Source organism: Bacillus cereus group sp. MYBK245-2, from assembly GCF_051916145.1.
GTDB classification, from domain to species: domain Bacteria; phylum Bacillota; class Bacilli; order Bacillales; family Bacillaceae_G; genus Bacillus_A; species Bacillus_A pacificus.
This window is the reverse complement of sequence record NZ_JBQAGB010000030.1, coordinates 1-15,708: the sequence shown is the minus strand read 5'-3', so window position 1 is coordinate 15,708 and position 15,708 is coordinate 1. Positions and strand designations below refer to the sequence as shown.

Genomic DNA, 15,708 nt, shown 5'->3' with positions numbered 1-15,708 from the left:
CAGGTTCAAATCCTGTCCCCGCAACCAAATGGTCCCGTGGTGTAGTGGTTAACATGCCTGCCTGTCACGCAGGAGATCGCCGGTTCGACCCCGGTCGGGACCGCCATTTTATATAAAGAAAAGAACGAAACATGTTGTTTCGTATTTTTTTATTTGTTTTAACAAAAAACTAATAAAGACAGTCAAACTATCCTTAGGAAAACTCCTAAGGACTTTTTTATATATTCAAAACCTGTATAATAAATAGCAGAGAACATTGTGAGTAAAGTAGGTGAAGTCTGTGAGTAAATATGAAATAACAACAAAATCATCTGAGGAAACACAAAGATTATCAGAAAAACTTGGTGAACTTGCTCAGGCACAAGATGTAATTATTTTAGAAGGAGATCTAGGGGCTGGTAAGACGACTTTTACAAAGGGACTAGCAAAAGGTCTTGGAGTGAAAAGAGTTGTAAATAGCCCTACCTTTAATATTATTAAAGAATATAAAGGGAGATTACCGCTATATCATATGGACGTGTATCGCTTAGCAGAAAGTGAAGAAGACTTAGGTTTTGATGAGTATTTCTACGGTGAAGGAATTACGGTAGTAGAATGGGCTCATTTAATAGAAGCATATTTACCAAATGAGAAGCTACAAATTAGTTTATTCCATGCTGGAGATGACACAAGAAACATTGTACTCGAGCCAATTGGAGATCGCTATATTAGATTATGTGAGGAGCTATTACAAGATGAAAGTACTAGCAATTGATACTTCAAATTATGTAATGGGTGTATCCCTTATTGAAGAAGGAAACGTAATTGGGGAAATCATTACAAATTTAACAAAAAATCATTCTGTGCGTCTTATGCCAGCTGTAGAACAACTGTTAAAAGAATGTGGTGTAAAACCAAAAGAATTAACTAAAATAGTTGTAGCTGCTGGACCAGGATCATATACAGGTGTTCGTATAGGTGTGACAGCTGCCAAAACATTAGCTTGGTCACTTCAAATACCAATTGTGGGTGTATCAAGTTTAGAAGTAGTGGCTGCAAACGGAGCTAATTTTGATGGATTAATCTGTCCTTTATTCGATGGAAGACGTGGACAAATTTATACTGGCTTATATACATATGAAGGAGAGGATTTAACTTCTATAGAGGAAGACCGAATCATCCTTATTGTAGACTGGTTGCAAATGTTAAAAGATAAAGGAAAGCCTGTTTTATTTATTGGTAACGATGTGAAACTACACAAAGAAACAATTATCGAACATTTAGGCAATCAAGCTCTCTTTGCTCCTTTCACTAAAAATAACCCAAGACCAAGTGAGCTAGCGTTCTTAGGATTACAAAAAGAAGAACAGGATGTACATTCATTTGTTCCTAGTTACCTTCGTTTAGCTGAAGCTGAAACAAAGTGGTTAGAAAGTCAAAACAAGTAGGAGCTTGCAGAGGATGGATATGATATTTAGAAAGATGGAACTTGATGATATTGCTCAAATTGTAGCCATTGAAGAAGCATCTTTTTCAACTCCTTGGACTGCAGATGCCTTTCACCGTGAGTTAACGATGAATGAACATGCACATTATGTTGTGCTAGAAAAAGATGGTCGTGTAATTGGGTATTGTGGATTGTGGATAATTATTGATGAATCACATATAACAAATATAGCTATTTTGCCAGAATACAGAGGTCAAAAGCTAGGAGATGCTTTATTAAAAGAAGTTATTTCCGAGGCGAAAACTCTAGGTGTAAAAACGATGACACTTGAAGTACGTGTATCAAATGAAGTAGCAAAACAGTTATACAGAAAATACGGATTTCAAAATGGTGGAATTCGTAAACGATACTATGTAGACAATCAGGAAGATGGTCTCGTAATGTGGGTGAATATATAATGGAAAAAAATACGATTATACTTGGTATTGAAACAAGTTGTGATGAAACAGCAGTAGCGGTTGTTAAAAATGGAACGGAAATTATTGCGAATGTTGTTGCATCACAAATTGAAAGTCATAAACGTTTTGGCGGAGTTGTACCAGAGATTGCGTCCCGTCATCATGTAGAAGAAATTACAGTTGTATTAGAAGAAGCGTTAAAAGAAGCGAATATCACATTTGATGATATTGATGCAATTGCTGTCACAGAAGGACCTGGTTTAGTAGGAGCGCTTCTAATAGGGGTGAACGCAGCGAAAGCAGTGGCATTTGCACATGATATCCCCCTAGTTGGTGTTCATCATATCGCTGGCCACATTTATGCGAACCGCTTAGTAAAAGAAGTTCAATTCCCATTACTATCACTTGTTGTCTCTGGTGGACATACAGAGCTTGTTTATATGAAAGAACATGGTTCATTTGAAGTAATTGGTGAAACGCGAGATGATGCAGCAGGGGAGGCATATGATAAAGTAGCTCGTACGTTATCTATGCCATATCCAGGTGGCCCTCATATTGATCGTCTTGCACATGAAGGGGAACCAACAATTGATTTACCTCGTGCATGGCTAGAACCTGATTCGTATGATTTCAGTTTTAGTGGATTGAAATCAGCAGTTATCAACACTGTGCATAACGCAAAACAACGCGGGATAGAAATTGCACCGGAAGATTTAGCAGCAAGTTTCCAAGAGAGTGTAATTGACGTATTAGTAACGAAAGCATCTCGTGCAGCGGATGCTTATAACGTAAAGCAAGTGCTTCTTGCTGGTGGAGTTGCTGCGAATAAAGGGCTTCGTGCACGTTTAGAAGCAGAGTTTGCACAAAAAGAAAATGTAGAACTAATTATTCCTCCTCTATCTTTATGTACAGATAATGCAGCTATGATTGCGGCGGCAGGTACAATTGCGTATGAACAAGGAAAACGTGCTACATTAGCTTTAAATGCAAATCCAGGATTAGATATTGAAGCATAGTTATACACAAAATTAACCACAGCTTGTGGATAAAACCCATATTATCTGTTGATAATGTGGGTTTTATTGTGTATATAAAATGTTGATAACTTTTTTGTTGATTGTGGATAATGTGGAAAAGTTATTTAGATGTTTATTTTATAAAGGTGGATATGTGTATAAACTTGTGGATAAAACAGATGAAGTCTGACCTTTGAATCTATCCTTTTTCGGGAAATAAAAACGAAGAAGGTATCTCTAAAAAACATTTTGAAATATGCCCTTATTATAAGGGGGGCTAATATTGTCAAACTTTGTCGGCAAATCGATACCTCGTGTCGAATTGTTTATGCAATAGAAGTTGACCATGGCTAGAAGATAAGAAGGATGTCTCATCGTCAAAAATCCCGACTGATGAGACATCCTTCTTATTTATACTCTTATAAATGCAATTCTTCCCATTCTGCCATACAAGCATCAAGTTGTTCTTGTAGTGTTTGCTTTTTCGTTGTAATTTCACTAGCCTTTTCATAATCTGCATATATTTCTGGTAAGCAAAGTTGATCTTCTAACGTAGCAATTTCTTCTTCAAATTGTACAATATTTTGTTCTAGTTCCTCAATTTTTCGAGTACGTTGACGCTCCAACTTTTTGCGCTCTTTTTCTTCGAGATAATTTAATTTTTCTGGAGCTACAGTTTTTTGAACAGGTGTCTGATTTTCTTGCTGTTCTTGTTGTTCAAATTCAGCACGTTCAATCATCTCATTTTTCTTTTCAACGTAGTAATCGTAGTCCCCTAAATATTCCTGTGCACCTTCTGTTGATAACTCAACAACGGTCGTCGTTACACGATTAATAAAGTAGCGGTCATGAGATACAAAGAGAAGGGTACCAGGATAATCAATTAAAGCATTCTCCAAAATCTCTTTACTATTTAAATCAAGATGGTTTGTAGGCTCATCGAGAATTAATAAATTCGATTTTTGCATCATAAGTTTTGCGAGAGCTAATCGAGCTTTTTGTCCACCACTAAGAGATGATACTGGTTTTAGTACATCATCTCCTGTGAATAAGAAGTTACCTAGTATCGTGCGAATTTCTTTTTCGGGTTGCAGTGGATATTCATCCCATAGTTCATTTAAAACTCGCTTAGAGGATGTTAAGTTAGCTTGTTCTTGATCATAATAACCAACAGATACATTGGATCCGAAAGAAACATCACCATGTAATAATGGTAACTTATTCACAATCGATTTTAATAATGTGGATTTCCCAATTCCATTTGGACCAACTAAAGCAACACTATCTCCGCGTGTTAAGCGCATTGTTACATGTTCAATAATTGGATCCTTACCATAGCCGATAGTTGCGTCCTTTACTTGTAAAACATCATTTCCACTTTGTTTTTCAATATCGAAGTGGAAGGAAGCTGACTTAGAATCCCCTAATGGTCTTGTTAATAATTCCATACGGTCTAATTGTTTACGGCGGCTTTGCGCACGTTTTGTCGTAGATGCACGAGCTATATTTTTTTGAACGAAGTCCTCTAGCTTAGCAATCTCATCTTGTTGTTTTTCATAACGTTTCATTTCTTGCTCGTATAGTGCTGATTTTAAGTCTAAATATTTACTGTAGTTACCAACAAATCGTCTACTTTCTTTATTCGAAATTTCATATACTTGTGTAACAAGTTTATCTAAGAAATAACGGTCATGGGAAACGATTAGTATTGCGCCAGGATAACCTTGTAAATATTGTTCAAGCCATGTTAATGTTTCGATGTCTAAATGGTTTGTAGGCTCGTCCAAAATAAGTAAGTCTGGTTTTGTTAATAATAATTTACCGAGAGCTAATCGTGTTTTTTGTCCACCGCTTAATGTAGAAATCGTCGTCTGGTGCGTTTCAACTGGGAAGCCAAGACCACTTAAAATCGAACGGATATCTGCTTCGTACTGATAGCCACCTTGATCTTTATAATCTAATTGTAATTGGTCATAATCAGCTAATAATCTTTCATATGTAGCCTCGTTTGAAAAGTTTTCTTCTTTTCCCATCTCTTGCTCTAGCCTTCGAAGTTTTGTCTCCATTTGCTGCAAGTGTGTAAAGACGGTTAACATTTCATCCCAAATTGTTAAAGATGTTTCTAAACCGGTATTTTGAGCTAAATATCCAATTGAGACATCTTTCGGTTTTATAATTTCTCCGCCATCATGAGATAGCTCACCCGCTATTATTTTTAATAATGTAGATTTTCCAGCGCCATTTCGTCCGACTAATGCGATACGATCTTTCGTTTGAACTTCTAATTTTATATTTGAAAGAATCGTTTCTGCACCGTATAATTTCGAAAGCGCGTTTACTTGTAATAAAATCAATGTTTTCACCTCAAATAATTTCTTAACTTTGCCATGTTTATATTTCTCAATCATACTAAAAATAGTGTATAGTTTAAAATACAGAGAGAATACTTCTTCTTTCTATTATACAAGGAATTTAATAAGTGCTAAACTTCTGTATTTAATTAAAGCATATGAATAAAGATAGGAAGAGAGGAGAGGTTATATGGAGCAGCAGAAAATTCCACAAGCCACTGCTAAGAGATTGCCTCTATACTATCGATTTATCCAAAACTTATCTTTGTCTGGTAAGCAACGTGTTTCATCAGCTGAATTAAGTGAAGCGGTAAAGGTTGATTCCGCAACAATTCGAAGAGATTTCTCATACTTTGGAGCGTTAGGGAAAAAAGGATATGGATATAACGTAAATTATTTATTATCATTTTTCCGTGAAACACTCGACCAAGATGATATAACACGTGTAGCGCTTATTGGAGTAGGTAATTTAGGGACCGCTTTCTTACATTATAATTTCACGAAAAACAATAATACAAAAATTGAAATGGCGTTTGATATTAGTGAAGAGAAAGTTGGAACAGAAATCGGAGGCATTCCTGTATATCACTTAGATGAATTAGAAGAACGTTTATCATCTGATATACAAGTGGCAATATTAACAGTACCCGCTACAGTAGCACAATCTGTAGCTGATAGATTGGCAGAAACAAACGTGCATGGTATTTTGAATTTCACACCAGCACGATTAAATGTGTCAGACAATATAAGAATTCATCATATTGATTTAGCAGTAGAGTTACAAACATTAGTTTACTTTTTGAAGAATTATCCACAATAAAACGCAGAGGAAGCGACCTCTGCGTTTTATTATTGTTTTTTCTTTGTGAATTTAACTAAGATGAGGCGAAGTGCCAAATTAAAATCAATCGTCGCCATAACTGCAAATAGTATTGTCCACATATTCCAAATTGTATCTGTTACATTCCTAATGGCTAGATGTGTAAAGATACATCCTAGAAGGAAGTACAATGCAGCCATGAACAATGGTGAGTTTCTCATACTAAAAATCCTCCGATAAAGCCTTGCATTTTTTCAGCTTCTTTAATCATTTCCTGAATTTGTTCGTTACTCACTAAAACTTGGGCAATTGCAACTAATGTATTCATTGCAACATGCGCTGCGATTGGAACGATAATACGCTTCGTTTTTACATATAAGAAGGCGAATACGAGACCCATAGCAGTGTATACCAATAAGTGAGTAAAATCAAAGTGAATGGCCGCAAATACAAGGGAACTAATGATAGCGGCAATAAAGAAGTTAAACTTCTTATAAAGTGTACCAAATAAAATTTTTCTAAATACGATTTCTTCCAAAATAGGTCCTATTATAGAGATGACGATAAGGAACCAAGGTGTCGTTCTTGCGATATCCATAAGTCTCGCTGTATTTTCAGATCCAGGTTTAATACCTAATACATACATTTCAATCATACCAGCAATACTTTGCGAGAAAAATGCTAAGAAGAACCCGATAAAAATCCAACCAATTGTAGCTGGAACAGTGGAACGCATCTTATCTAAATGTCTGTCGCGAATATCTGTTCTAAGTAACCAAAGTACGATACATAATGCAATAAAGAAGCTAATGATCGCCCAGTGACCAGTTATGAGTTGAAATTTCTCTTCCCTAGTGAATCCCTTGTTATCATAAAGCCCAGTTTTCAGAAGAAGTGGTAATCCAGCAATTGATGATAACTGCATTAAAATGTATGTAACGATAACCCACCAATATTGTTTTTTCAAATGGTTTAACCATCCTTTCTAACTCTAGTGTATGAGATAAGGTAGGATAACATGTAAAGATGCTACCTACTATATAAACTTTACTTACATTATGTTTTTTTTGTAAATTCTTAATTGAAATTATAATAGAAGACAGGAGAAAGTTGTGTGTGTAGCGAAAACAACTTAGGGTGTCCTTTCATATTGTAACATACGAGTAGTGGAAACAACGATTCATATAGTAAAGGTAGAAGAAGAGGAACTCTATATAGAAAAATTTATAGCGTAATTTGCGAAAAAATTATGATTTTTTTACTTGCAAAAGAAATTGAGATTATTTATTATTATAAGTGTGTTAGCACTCGGGTGACTTGAGTGCTAATAAATAAAATTTACATAACAAAATGAGGAGGTTATTGTTCATGCTAAAGCCATTAGGTGATCGCGTTGTAATTGAGCTTGTTCAAGCGGAAGAAAAAACAGCAAGTGGTATTGTATTACCAGACACAGCAAAAGAAAAACCACAAGAGGGTAAAGTTATTGCAGTAGGTACTGGTCGAGTGCTTGAAAATGGTGAGCGTGTTGCTTTAGAGGTAGCAGCAGGTGATCTTATCATCTTCTCAAAATATGCAGGTACTGAAGTGAAATATGAAGGTACAGACTACTTGATTTTACGTGAAAGTGACATTTTAGCAGTTATCGGTTAATTATATAAATTTTAAAAAATCCAAGGGGGTCAATTATTATGGCAAAAGATATTAAATTTAGTGAAGAAGCACGTCGTTCGATGCTTCGCGGTGTCGACACTCTTGCAAATGCAGTAAAAGTAACGCTTGGACCAAAAGGTCGTAACGTTGTTCTTGAGAAAAAATTCGGTTCACCACTTATTACAAATGACGGTGTAACAATCGCAAAAGAAATTGAATTAGAAGATGCATTCGAAAACATGGGTGCGAAATTAGTAGCAGAAGTTGCTAGCAAAACAAATGACGTAGCTGGTGACGGAACAACAACTGCAACTGTATTAGCGCAAGCTATGATTCGTGAAGGTCTTAAAAACGTAACAGCTGGTGCGAACCCAATGGGTCTTCGTAAAGGTATCGAAAAAGCTGTAGTTGCTGCAGTAGAAGAATTAAAAACGATTTCTAAACCAATCGAAGGTAAATCTTCTATCGCACAAGTAGCTGCTATTTCTGCTGCTGACGAAGAAGTAGGTCAATTAATCGCTGAAGCAATGGAGCGCGTTGGTAACGACGGCGTTATTACTTTAGAAGAATCTAAAGGTTTCACAACAGAATTAGATGTAGTAGAAGGTATGCAATTTGATCGTGGATATGCATCTCCTTACATGATTACTGATTCTGACAAAATGGAAGCAGTTCTTGATAACCCATACATCTTAATCACTGACAAAAAGATTTCTAACATTCAAGAAATCTTACCAGTATTAGAGCAAGTGGTACAACAAGGTAAACCGCTTCTTATCATTGCTGAAGATGTAGAAGGCGAAGCGTTAGCTACATTAGTAGTGAACAAACTTCGTGGTACATTCAATGTAGTAGCTGTTAAAGCTCCTGGATTTGGTGACCGTCGTAAAGCAATGCTAGAAGATATCGCAATCTTAACTGGTGGCGAAGTAATCACTGAAGAATTAGGCCGTGACTTAAAATCTGCTACAGTTGAATCTTTAGGACGCGCTGGTAAAGTTGTTGTAACGAAAGAAAACACAACTGTAGTTGAAGGTGTAGGAAGCACAGAACAAATCGAAGCTCGCATCGGTCAAATCCGTGCGCAATTAGAAGAAACAACTTCTGAATTCGATCGTGAAAAATTACAAGAGCGTCTTGCAAAACTTGCAGGTGGCGTAGCAGTAATTAAAGTAGGTGCAGCAACTGAAACTGAGTTGAAAGAGCGCAAACTTCGCATTGAAGATGCACTTAACTCAACTCGTGCAGCAGTAGAAGAAGGTATCGTTGCAGGTGGTGGTACTTCACTTATGAACGTATACACGAAAGTAGCTTCTATCGTAGCTGAAGGCGACGAAGCAACAGGTATCAACATCGTACTTCGTGCACTAGAAGAGCCAGTTCGTCAAATCGCAATCAACGCTGGTCTAGAAGGATCTGTAGTTGTAGAGCGTCTAAAAGGCGAAAAAGTAGGCGTTGGTTTCAACGCAGCTACTGGCGAGTGGGTTAACATGCTTGAAACTGGTATCGTAGATCCAGCTAAAGTAACTCGCTCTGCACTTCAAAACGCAGCATCTGTTGCAGCTATGTTCTTAACAACTGAAGCTGTAGTAGCTGACAAACCAGAACCAAATGCACCAGCAATGCCTGACATGGGCGGCATGGGCATGGGCGGTATGGGCGGAATGATGTAATTCCGTTCGCCCCGAAAACATCCATTTCTATATAGAAATGGATGTTTTTTTGTGTTTTTTAGAAAAGGAAATGAATTTCTGTAGAATTTTGTCGCTTTCTCTCTTGACCATATTGATACTTCATTGTTAGAATCTAGGAAGATAATATAAAACGATCCTTCATATATCCTCAAAGATATGGTTTGAGAGTCTCTACCGGGTTACCGTAAACAACCTGACTATGAAGGCAGTGTGTCTTATATTTATAAAGAGCGGAGACTATCTTTCTTTATAAAGCCAGACCCCTGCCTTTTCTTTGTTATGAGACTAGAGGCGGAGGACTGGCTTTTTTTATTATATTGGTAATGCTTTTTGCCAAATTGGTGAAAATATTTATATACGAGAACTAACGTTGGGGTGATTATTTTGAAGAAGCAACACGATACAATTATCGTTTTAGATTTTGGAAGTCAATACAATCAGTTAATAGCACGTCGAATTCGTGAGTTCGGTGTATACAGTGAACTTCATCCGCATACAATTACTGCAGAAGAAATTAAAGAAATAAATCCAAAAGGGATTATTTTCTCTGGTGGACCGAATAGTGTATATGGTGAAGGTGCATTACATTGTGATGAAAAAATCTTTGACCTAGGATTACCGATCTTCGGTATTTGTTACGGTATGCAGCTTATGACACAAAAATTCGGTGGTAAAGTAGAACGTGCAAACCACCGTGAGTACGGAAAAGCGGTTCTTAAAGTAGAGAACGAATCAAAATTATATGCGAACCTTCCGGAAGAGCAAGTTGTATGGATGAGCCATGGTGACTTAGTAACTGGTTTACCTGAAGGATTCGTAGTAGATGCAACAAGTGAGTCTTGCCCAATTGCTGGTATGAGCAATGAAGCGAAAAACTTATATGGTGTACAATTCCACCCAGAAGTACGTCACTCTGAGCACGGTAACGATTTAATTAAAAACTTCGTATTCGGCGTATGTGGTTGTTCTGAAGGATGGAACATGGAGAACTTTATCGAAGTAGAATTAGAGAAAATCCGTGAAACTGTTGGAGACAAAAAAGTTCTATGCGCACTTAGCGGCGGTGTAGACTCTTCTGTTGTAGCAGTATTAATTCATAAAGCAATCGGTGATCAATTAACATGTATTTTCGTTGACCACGGTTTACTTCGTAAAGGTGAAGCAGAAGGCGTTATGAAAACATTTAGCGAAGGCTTCCACATGAACGTTATTAAAGTGGATGCAAAAGAACGCTTCATGAACAAGTTAAAAGGTGTAGAAGATCCAGAACAAAAACGTAAAATTATCGGTAACGAATTCATTTACGTTTTTGATGATGAAGCTTCTAAATTACAAGGTATGGACTTCTTAGCGCAAGGTACACTTTACACAGATATCGTTGAAAGTGGTACAGCAACTGCACAAACAATTAAATCTCACCATAACGTTGGTGGTCTTCCAGAAGACATGCAGTTCAAATTAATTGAGCCTTTAAACACTTTATTTAAAGATGAAGTACGTGTATTAGGATCTGAACTAGGAATTCCTGACGAAATCGTATGGCGTCAACCATTCCCGGGTCCTGGTCTTGGTATTCGTGTACTAGGTGAAATCACAGAAGAGAAATTAGAAATCGTTCGTGAATCTGATGCGATTTTACGTGAAGAAATTATTAAAGCTGGCTTAGATCGTGAAATCTGGCAATACTTCACTGCGCTTCCTGGTATGCGTAGCGTAGGTGTTATGGGTGACGAGCGTACGTACGATTACACAGTAGGTATCCGTGCAGTAACATCTATTGACGGTATGACAGCTGACTGGGCACGTATCCCTTGGGACGTATTAGAGAAAATCTCTGTACGTATCGTAAACGAAGTAAAACACGTTAACCGTATCGTGTATGATGTAACGAGTAAGCCACCAGCAACTATTGAGTGGGAATAGTATTTATAAAAAGGTCCATCTATTACTTATGTATAGATGGATCTTTTTGTTTTAGGGTTAATACGAACGAAATTATAAAAGTTTACAAAAATGTTCGTTTTTAAATTGACAAAACTACTTCGTCGAGTTAATATGAGTATGTAATTCAAACGAAAAGTGAATATTATGCCGTCGTATAATATCGGGGATATGGCCCGAAAGTTTCTACCTAGCTACCGTAAATGGCTTGACTACGAGGCGTTTTTATAAAGGTGAGGGGAATCTTATCTTTATTCATAGAACGCTTCCATGTATATGCAATGGAAGCCTTTTTTATTTTTAATAGATAAAAGAGGGCTAGGGGATTACGGCGAGTAATCATATAACGGGGGAAACGTAAGATGAAACGCTATTTTCAGTTTGATGAACTCGGCACGAATTACAAAACAGAGTTCATAGCAGGTTTAACGACATTTTTATCTATGGCTTACGTACTATTTGTCAATCCTGCTACGCTGTCACTTGGAAATGTTAAAGGATTACCGGCAGGTACAGGAATGGATCCAGGTGCAGTATTCGTTGCTACAGCATTAGCAGCAGCGATTGGTTCGTTAATTATGGGTATTTTCGCGAAGTATCCAATTGCTTTAGCGCCAGGTATGGGAATTAACGCGTTCTTTGCTTATACAGCAGTGTTAACGATGGGTATTCCATGGCAAACGGCAATTGCTGGAACGTTAATGTCAGGTATTATCTTTATTATTCTTACTGCTTCAGGTATTCGTGAAAAAATCATTAATGCAATTCCATCGGAGTTAAAGTTTGCAGTAGCGGCAGGTATTGGATTATTCATTGCTTTCCTTGGATTCCAAAATGCCGGAATTATCGTGAAAAATGATGCTGTTCTTGTTGGGTTGGGGGACTTAACAAAGGGCACAACGTTACTAGCAATTTTCGGAGTTGTTACGACCATTATCTTCATGATTAAGAAAGTTAATGGTGCAGTATTTTACGGTATGATTCTTACGGCAATCTTAGGAGTAGCAACCGGATTAATTGATACTCCGAAAGCGGTAGTGGGAGCAATACCGAGTTTAGAACCAACGTTCGGTGCGGCGTTAACGCACTTTGGAGATATTTTCACTGTTCAAATGGGGATTGTTATTATAACGTTCTTCTTTATCGATTTCTTTGATACAGCAGGTACGCTTGTAGCGGTTGCGAATCAAGCAGGATTAATGAAGAACAATAAATTACCACGTGCAGGAAAAGCGTTATTTGCAGATGCGATTGCAACTGTAATTGGTGCGATCTTAGGTACATCAACAACAACGTCTTACATTGAATCTTCTGCAGGGGTAGCGGCAGGTGGACGTTCTGGATTTACAGCAGTTGTAACAGCAGGATTCTTCTTGCTGGCACTATTCTTCTCGCCATTACTAAGTGTTGTAACACCAGCTGTAACGGCACCAGCATTAATTATTGTAGGAATCTTGATGGTTTCTTCCTTAGGGGAAATTGATTGGAAGAAATTTGAGATTGCAGTACCAGCATTCTTTACTATCATTTCAATGCCACTTACGTATAGTATCGCAACAGGAATTGCGATCGGGTTTATCTTCTATCCAATTACAATGGTAGTAAGTGGTCGACGTAAAGAGGTTCATCCGATTATGTATGTTATGGGTGTTTTATTCGTACTATATTTCATCTACGTTCGTAAATAAAAGGGGTTTTTGAAAGGTCTAGACTTAAGGGGGGTCTAGACCTTTTTTGCGTCTTCAGAAAATCTTAAGGATTTCCGAGCGTTTTTCTTCAGAAGTTTTCCTATAATAGAAGTTAGGGATTAAAAAAGTGATGGGGGAGATATTGTGGCAAATGAAACAATACTTGTCGTAGATGATGAAAAAGAAATTAGGAATCTTATTAAAATCTATTTAAAGAATGAAGGATATAAAGTATTGCAAGCAGGGGACGGCGAAGAAGGATTACGTTTACTAGAAGAAAACGAAGTACATCTAGTCGTATTAGATATTATGATGCCGAAAGTAGACGGCATTCATATGTGTATGAAAGTAAGGGAAGAAAAAGAAATGCCAATTATTATGCTTTCCGCGAAAACGCAAGATATGGATAAGATTTTAGGGTTAACAACGGGTGCAGATGATTACGTAACGAAACCATTTAATCCGTTAGAGTTAATCGCAAGGATAAAATCTCAGTTACGCCGTTATATGAAAATGAATGGTTTTTCTATTCAAAATGAGGACGAGTTAGAAATTGGAGAGATGAAAATCAACATCTCGACCCATAAAGTTATTGTAGAGGGAGAAGAAGTGAAGTTGACCCCGAGGGAATTTTCAATTCTAGAATTACTAGCCCGTAATCCGGGAATGGTCTTTAGTGCAGAGCAAATTTATGAAAAGGTTTGGAATGAACGATCTTTCCAGTCTGATAATACTGTAATGGTGCATATTCGAAAAGTACGTGAAAAGATTGAGGAGAATCCAAGGAAACCTAGATATATAAAAACAGTATGGGGAGTGGGGTATAAGATTGAAAAAGATATTTAATCCATTTACTTATGTTAGGAAATTTCGAGAGTTAATCGGAAAGCTAGTGAAGAGTGTGAAACGGAGTGTGCGGATTCAACTTATTACTGCGTTCACTGCTTGTGCGTTATTAGGGATTTTGTCAGCGAAGGCAGCAGCGCCATTTTTTGAGAATGCGAATCGAGAGGCGACGATCGATTATCGGACTGGTATGGAACAAATTAACCAACAAGCACAAAGTGTGGCAAATAGTTCAGTTCATGAAAATAAATTAGAAGCTATATCAAGTATGATTGAAATAGAGAATCAAAATTTAGAACGAGACTCTAGAGCTTTAAAAGTATTGGTTACTGACGAGAGTGGTAAAGTTTTATATAAAACGAAGCAGGCACAAGAAGAACAAATTGATTTGCATAATACAATTCGTAATGCATCATCGTTTGCGATTAATTATATGAATGGTAGAAAAGAATTTGAAAGTACGAGAAAAGAATTTATAGCCTTTGCGCCTATTACAATAGAAGATAAGAATTTATACATGTTTGTTAGTGGGATTCCAGAAGGTGAAGTAATATATGATACGCAAGAAGGACCATTCCCATTTTTAATTGGTGTACTCGTATTCATTTTTTCTTTCTTCTATATAACAAAGAGAAAGATGAAGCAAATTGAAGCGATGGCAGAAGGTGTAAAGGAAATAGAAAAAGGTAATTTAGCGTACCGTATTGAGAAGAAAGGTGAAGACGAGATTGCGTCTTTAACTGAGAATATTAATAATATGGCAGAAGAGCTTATGAATAATATAGAAAAGGAACGTAAATTAGAGAAGCAAAAGAACGAACTTATTACGAATGTATCTCACGATTTACGTACACCACTTACTTCTATTATGGGTTACTTACGATTACTTCGAGATTCTAAATATGAAAATAAAGAACAACATGATGAGTATACGAGAATTGCTTTTGCGAAGTCGGAGCAGTTAAAGAATTTAATAGAAGATTTATTTGAGTATACGAAGTTAACAAATGAGCAAGTTATATTAGAAAAACAAGAGGTTTGTATAAATGAGTTACTCGAGCAATTAATAGAAGAGTTAGTACCGCAAGCAGAAGAGCATGGGCTTACGTTCGTTAAGAAGTTTCCTGAGGAACGTGCCTATGCAGCGATTGATTCGGAAAAGATGGTTCGTGTATTTGATAATTTATTAATGAACGCGATTAAGTATAGTAAAGATGATGGGGAGATAAAAGTTTCTCTTCAAAGGCAGCGCCGGGATATACAAATTGTAATTGCGAATCATAGTGAAGCGTTTACGAGAGAAGAGTTAGCGAGTTTGTTTGAACGTTTTTATAAGAAAGATCAATCTAGAAGTAGAGTAACAGAAGGATCGGGCCTTGGATTGGCGATTGCGAAAAGTATTGTTGAATTACAAGGTGGTAGTATTCGAGCTGAATATGAGGATGGTGTTATTCAGTTTATCGTCTCGTTGCCAATTATAGAAAGATAATAAACGAATAGAATGGTATATGATAAAAAGGCTTATTTTAAAAGGAATAAGCCTTTTTATATTTTTTTAGAAAAATATATTGACGATTAGAGATTAGAGGTGTAATATTATACGAGTCGCCGATGACAACAACGTCGAAAGCGACAAACGAAATAAAAAACTTAGTTGACATTAACTAACGAAGATGTTAACATAAGGAAGTCGCAAATGAGCGGCCAAGTAGTTCTTTGAAAACTGAACGAAACAAACAACGTGAAACGTCAATTTTTATTTTAGATGCTAGACAAACTAACTTTATTGGAGAGTTTGATCCTGGCTCAGGATGA

At 36.8% G+C, this 15,708-nt stretch carries 14 protein-coding genes, 1 tRNA gene and 2 riboswitches; of the genes, 12 read left to right on the top strand and 3 right to left on the bottom strand.

Annotated elements, in window-relative coordinates:
* The first annotated feature begins 30 nt into the window (after positions 1-30).
* From ACTFRN_RS27635 to tsaD, 5 genes are all read left to right on the top strand, one after another.
* A tRNA-Asp gene (locus ACTFRN_RS27635) sits at positions 31-106 on the top strand.
* Positions 107-280: 174 nt separating this feature from the next.
* Entirely contained in the window at positions 281-754 is a 474-nt protein-coding gene (gene tsaE, locus ACTFRN_RS27630; RefSeq protein WP_000049631.1) for a tRNA (adenosine(37)-N6)-threonylcarbamoyltransferase complex ATPase subunit type 1 TsaE, read from the top strand.
* Positions 735-1,427, top strand: a complete 693-nt coding sequence (gene tsaB, locus ACTFRN_RS27625; protein ID WP_000865757.1) for a tRNA (adenosine(37)-N6)-threonylcarbamoyltransferase complex dimerization subunit type 1 TsaB — start codon at positions 735-737, stop codon at positions 1,425-1,427. Before tsaE ends, tsaB begins: the two co-directional genes overlap by 20 nt.
* A 13-nt stretch (positions 1,428-1,440) precedes the next feature.
* Complete coding sequence (gene rimI / locus ACTFRN_RS27620; RefSeq protein WP_000367198.1) at positions 1,441-1,884, top strand: ribosomal protein S18-alanine N-acetyltransferase; 444 nt, start codon at positions 1,441-1,443, stop codon at positions 1,882-1,884.
* The gene (tsaD, locus tag ACTFRN_RS27615; protein WP_000414588.1) at positions 1,884-2,900 is read left to right on the top strand and encodes a tRNA (adenosine(37)-N6)-threonylcarbamoyltransferase complex transferase subunit TsaD; all 1,017 of its coding nucleotides are present in this window, start codon (positions 1,884-1,886) and stop codon (positions 2,898-2,900) included. Before rimI ends, tsaD begins: the two co-directional genes overlap by 1 nt.
* A 419-nt stretch (positions 2,901-3,319) precedes the next feature.
* On the opposite strand, the gene ACTFRN_RS27610 is transcribed toward tsaD, so the two are convergent.
* The gene (locus ACTFRN_RS27610; RefSeq protein WP_000602166.1) at positions 3,320-5,254 is read right to left on the bottom strand and encodes an ABC-F family ATP-binding cassette domain-containing protein; all 1,935 of its coding nucleotides are present in this window, start codon (positions 5,252-5,254) and stop codon (positions 3,320-3,322) included.
* 187 nt (positions 5,255-5,441) lie between these two features.
* Here ACTFRN_RS27610 and ACTFRN_RS27605 point away from each other — a divergent pair, with 187 nt between their 5' ends.
* Positions 5,442-6,071, top strand: a complete 630-nt coding sequence (locus ACTFRN_RS27605) for a redox-sensing transcriptional repressor Rex (protein ID WP_000437698.1) — start codon at positions 5,442-5,444, stop codon at positions 6,069-6,071.
* Positions 6,072-6,100: 29 nt separating this feature from the next.
* On the opposite strand, the gene ACTFRN_RS27600 is transcribed toward ACTFRN_RS27605, so the two are convergent.
* Both ACTFRN_RS27600 and ACTFRN_RS27595 read right to left on the bottom strand, forming a co-directional pair.
* On the bottom strand, positions 6,101-6,292 hold the full coding sequence (locus tag ACTFRN_RS27600) for a YdiK family protein (protein ID WP_001246199.1): 192 nt from the start codon (positions 6,290-6,292) through the stop codon (positions 6,101-6,103).
* Entirely contained in the window at positions 6,289-7,038 is a 750-nt protein-coding gene (locus tag ACTFRN_RS27595; protein ID WP_000745333.1) for a CPBP family intramembrane glutamic endopeptidase, read from the bottom strand. The genes ACTFRN_RS27600 and ACTFRN_RS27595 overlap by 4 nt, the downstream gene beginning before the upstream one ends.
* A 401-nt stretch (positions 7,039-7,439) precedes the next feature.
* Here ACTFRN_RS27595 and groES point away from each other — a divergent pair, with 401 nt between their 5' ends.
* The 6 genes from groES (at position 7,440) to ACTFRN_RS27565 (ending at position 15,382) form a co-directional block, all read left to right on the top strand.
* Positions 7,440-7,724 carry a co-chaperone GroES gene (gene groES, locus ACTFRN_RS27590; RefSeq protein ID WP_000917306.1) on the top strand — a complete coding sequence of 95 codons (285 nt, stop codon included), beginning with the start codon at positions 7,440-7,442 and terminating at the stop codon, positions 7,722-7,724.
* Between the two features lie 38 nt (positions 7,725-7,762).
* Complete coding sequence (gene groL, locus ACTFRN_RS27585) at positions 7,763-9,397, top strand: chaperonin GroEL (RefSeq protein ID WP_001029999.1); 1,635 nt, start codon at positions 7,763-7,765, stop codon at positions 9,395-9,397.
* 139 nt (positions 9,398-9,536) lie between these two features.
* A riboswitch (purine riboswitch) is annotated at positions 9,537-9,638 on the top strand.
* A gap of 164 nt (positions 9,639-9,802) precedes the next feature.
* Positions 9,803-11,341 (top strand): glutamine-hydrolyzing GMP synthase, encoded by a 1,539-nt coding sequence (guaA, locus tag ACTFRN_RS27580; protein ID WP_000743927.1) that lies wholly within the window; start codon positions 9,803-9,805, stop codon positions 11,339-11,341.
* Positions 11,342-11,492: 151 nt separating this feature from the next.
* Positions 11,493-11,594, top strand: a riboswitch (purine riboswitch).
* 127 nt (positions 11,595-11,721) lie between these two features.
* The gene (locus tag ACTFRN_RS27575; RefSeq protein WP_000833094.1) at positions 11,722-13,047 is read left to right on the top strand and encodes an NCS2 family permease; all 1,326 of its coding nucleotides are present in this window, start codon (positions 11,722-11,724) and stop codon (positions 13,045-13,047) included.
* A gap of 144 nt (positions 13,048-13,191) precedes the next feature.
* The gene (locus ACTFRN_RS27570; RefSeq protein WP_001262948.1) at positions 13,192-13,893 is read left to right on the top strand and encodes a response regulator transcription factor; all 702 of its coding nucleotides are present in this window, start codon (positions 13,192-13,194) and stop codon (positions 13,891-13,893) included.
* Positions 13,877-15,382, top strand: a complete 1,506-nt coding sequence (locus tag ACTFRN_RS27565) for a sensor histidine kinase (protein ID WP_000719232.1) — start codon at positions 13,877-13,879, stop codon at positions 15,380-15,382. The genes ACTFRN_RS27570 and ACTFRN_RS27565 overlap by 17 nt, the downstream gene beginning before the upstream one ends.
* The last annotated feature ends 326 nt before the right edge of the window (positions 15,383-15,708 follow it).